This is a genomic window from Pseudomonas sp. PDM03 (assembly GCF_014852385.1).
In the GTDB taxonomy this organism is placed as follows: Bacteria; Pseudomonadota; Gammaproteobacteria; order Pseudomonadales; family Pseudomonadaceae; genus Aquipseudomonas; species Aquipseudomonas migulae.
Window position 1 is genome coordinate 1 of record NZ_JACVBM010000040.1, and the last position, 3,922, is coordinate 3,922.

General features: G+C 58.4%; 1 protein-coding gene. It reads right to left on the reverse strand.

The window, feature by feature from the left end; genetic code table 11:
- Positions 1-174: 174 nt before the first annotated feature.
- Positions 175-2,268: an LTA synthase family protein gene (locus tag IB254_RS29280; RefSeq protein ID WP_192420936.1), complete on the reverse strand. Its 2,094-nt coding sequence runs from the start codon at positions 2,266-2,268 to the stop codon at positions 175-177.
- Positions 2,269-3,922 lie beyond the last annotated feature (1,654 nt).

Consider the following 3,922-nt stretch of genomic DNA (forward strand, 5'->3'; position numbering starts at 1 on the left):
TTGATCGACGACCGACAATTTAAAGGTCAGCGTGTAGTCTCGCTGACTACGCCTTTTTACTGATTCCATTACGTCCTCCTGAAAAACAGATCAGAAGGTGTAAACCTTATTCAGGACGGGACACAGGTAAAAAAAAGAGGCCCTTGAAGGGCCTCTTTTTTATTGCGTCAACGCTTAGTCCGGCTTGCCGTCAACGACACCGGCGGTGTTGTCGATCAGGCTCTTGGTCGCCGTTTGCAGGAACGCTTCGAGCTTGAGTTTCAGTTCGGCAGTGCGAGGTGCATTCGGTACGATCTCGGCGTGAGGTGTCGCGCCCAGTTCGTACTGATACATCTTCGGCTCCATTTCCTTTTCTTTCGGCAAGACCAGAATCTGATCCGCCGTGACAATGGCCGTGGTCTGCTCGCTGCCCGACGGTTTGATCACGCCAAAACCGGTGTCGCCTTCCGGCAGGTCAAGCAGGTCACGCCCCCAGCACTGATGACGCACTTCGCCACCGATGCGACCCATGATGGTCGGTACGATGTCGATCTGTGTGCCCACCGTGTGGTCAAGTTTGCCGAATTTGTCCTGGATGCCCGGTGCGATCATCAGCATCGGCACGTTGAAACGGCCCAGGTCCATTTCGGTGATCTGGCGCTCGTTGCCGAAACCGTGGTCACCGACGATGACAAACAGGGTTTCCTTGAAGTAAGGCTCCTTGCGGGCCTTTTCAAAGAACTGACCGAGCGCCCAGTCTGCGTAACGCATGGCGGTCAAATGCTCGTTCAGGCTGCCACGATCGGTCACGCGCTCGACCGGCAATGGCGTCGGCAAGGCGTATGGCGTGTGGTTGGACAAGGTTTGCAGCAACGCATAGAACGGCTTGCCGTTTTCCCGTGCCTTGAGCTCGACCAGACCACGGTCGAACATGTCCTGGTCGGACACACCCCAGGTTGGATCGGAGAACACCGGGTTGACGAAGTCGTTACGACCAATGAAGTTGGTCATGCCCTGGCTGCTGAAGAAACCCGACTGGTTATCCCAGGCGAAGTCGCCGTTATAGACGTACACGTCGTCATAGTCGCGGGCGCTGAGCAATTGCGGGAGGCCGGACAGTTTGTGACTGCCTTCCGGGGTCTGCATCAGGTATTCGAAACCCGGCAGGTTCGGGAAGCAGGCCATGGTGGCGAACATACCCTGGTGGGTGTGGGTGCCGTTGGAGAAGAAGCGGTCGAACAGCAGGCCTTCCTTCGACAGTTTGTCGAGGTACGGCGTGATGTTGCCCGGTGCACCGAGGGCGCCGACCGAGTGACCGGCCATGCTTTCCATCAGGATCACGACGACGTTCTTGATCGGCAGAGTCTTGTCGGCCGGCGGCGTGTAATCGCGACGCACCGCTGCGGTCTCGGCATCCACCAGTTTGTCGTTCGGCATCACCAGCATGTCACGCACGATTTGCTGAGCTTGCGGCTGCGGCAGCGTGGCTTTCCAGATGTTGTCGCGATCTTCGGACATCCGGCTCTTGGCCGCCGCGACCAGCGACAATGTGCCGTTGAGGCCCAGCTGGTTGGCGAAGTTGGAGTCGGTAGTGTAGACGTCACCCCAACGCAGTGGCGGGCCTTGGCGCAGAGTGCCGCGAGCCGCGACCACGCAGACCAGCAGGCACACCACGAACACGACAATGCGCGCGTACCACGGGGCGATCTGGCGCGTGCCTATGCTGCCGCCGCTGAACGGACCGCGAGGGCGGGTCGCGCGATCGGCGCCCTTGAACGCCAGGGTCAGGATCAACGTGCCCACGGCCCAGGCCAGCAGGTAGCGAACCACCGGGAATCCGTACCAAAGCATGCTCATTACGGTTTTCGGGTCTTCCTTCACGTACTGGAAGACCAGGCCGTTGAGGCGCTGGTGGAACTCGCGGTAGAAGTCCATTTCCATCAGACCGAGGAACAGCGCGATGCTCGACGCGATGGTCAGCCAGAAACGGAAGAACCCGCGGGCCGCCATGGCCCGGGCGCTGAACAGCGCCAGCAACAGCGGAATGCTGAGGTAGACCACCAGGCGCAGATCGAAGCGCAGACCGTTGGCGAACGCTTCGAAGAAGGTCGAGGCCGGGGTGTCGAGGATCATCTCGCGGTTGTAGACCAGCAGCGCGACGCGCAGCAGGCTGAACATGACCATCATGACCAGGGCACACAGCAGCGTGTAGGCCAGATGCGATTTGACGGTCGGTTGCAGCAGGCGACTAGAAGCTCGCTGCTGACTCAGGGCGTCCGGGATTGCCATGTCGTTTTAGGACCCATTGGAAGTTGAAGTTTCAAAATTACAGCTGCGCCCTGCCCTCTGTTGGCCAGTTCTCGGCCCCGGGGTTTGCGCGGTGCGCAAATGTTGCACGATCAACCGCGGCATTGCCATTGATTACTGATCCGCACGGCTGGCGCGGGCGAATTGTCTTGGAGGCTTTGTGAAAATTTTGTGTAGCGCATATTCGGAAACACAATAAAGTCTTTCAGATTTTTGTAAGTTGGGTGTGGTCATATCCGTTTCTGCGGTCACGGCGGCTTATGGTTTCGCCCTTACGGCGAGTCACTTTCGAAAAGCGCGAAAGTAACCAAAGCGCTTTTGCCCCTTTCGTTCGGTGCCTCGCTGTGGCTCGGCATGCCCTCGCTCCGGTCCTGCTCCGTGGACCCGCCGCCATCGGCCATCCATGGCCGGGGGCGGCTAACCCGGCATCCATGCCGGGTTGCCCACTGCGCAGAACCTCCACTCGGCCTCTCGAGGGGGCGACTACCACCACAGCCGCCGAGGCGGCCTGAAAGCCGACCTGTCTCTACGGTCGTGCGCACACTTCCGCACTGTGGTGGCCGCACTAATTTCGGATATTTACACATCCCCCCTGTAGGAGCCGGCTTGCCGGCGATAGCGGTGGGTCAGTCACCTGTTTATTGACTGGACGGACGCTATCGCCAGCAAGCCGGCTCCTACAGGGGAAATGCATAGGTGTCTGGATGAATACGATCAACTGTAGGAGCCGGCTTGCTGGCGATAGCGGTAGGTCCGTCACCTGTTTATTGATTGGACAGACGCCATCGCCAGCAAGCTGGCTCCTACAGGGGAAATGCATAGGTGTCTGGATGAATACGATCAACTGTAGGAGCCGGCTCGCCGGCGATAGCGGTAGGTCCGTCACCTGTTTATTGACTGGACGGACGCCATCGCCAGCAAGCTGGCTCCTACAGGGGAAATGCATAGGTGTCTGGATGAATACGATCAACTGTAGGAGCCGGCTTGCCGGCGATAGCGGTAGGTCCGTCACCTGTTTATTGATTGGACAGACGCCATCGCCAGCAAGCTGGCTCCTACAGGGGAAATGCATAGGTGTCTGGATGAATACGATCAACTGTAGGAGCCGGCTTGCTGGCGATAGCGGTGGGTCAGTCACCTGTTTATTGACTGGACGGACGCCATCGCCAGCAAGCTGGCTCCTACAGGGGAAATGCAAATGTGTTTGGATGAATACGATCAACTGTAGGAGCCGGCTTGCCGGCGATGGCGGTGGGTCAGTCACCTGTTTATTGACTGGACGGACGCTATCGCCAGCAAGCTGGCTCCTACAGGGGAAATGCATAGGTGTCTGAATGAATACGATCAACTGTAGGAGCCGGCTTGCCGGCGATAGCGGTGGGTCAGTCAACCTGTTTATTGACTGGACGGACGTCATCGCCAGCAAGCTGGCTCCTACAGGGGAAATGCATAGGTGTCTGGATGAATACGATCAACTGTAGGAGCCGGCTTGCCGGCGATAGCGGTTGATCAGTCACCTGTTTATTGACTGGACGGACGCCATCGCCAGCAAGCTGGCTCCTACAGGGGAAATGCATAGGTGTCTGGATGAATACGATCAACTGTAGGAGCCGGCTTGCTGGCGATAGCGGTGGGT

Bases quoted from the DNA above. Each gene is read 5' to 3' on its own strand.
- IB254_RS29280 (WP_192420936.1), bottom strand. From the start codon at position 2,268: ATGGCAATCCCGGACGCCCTGAGTCAGCAGCGAGCTTCTAGTCGCCTG.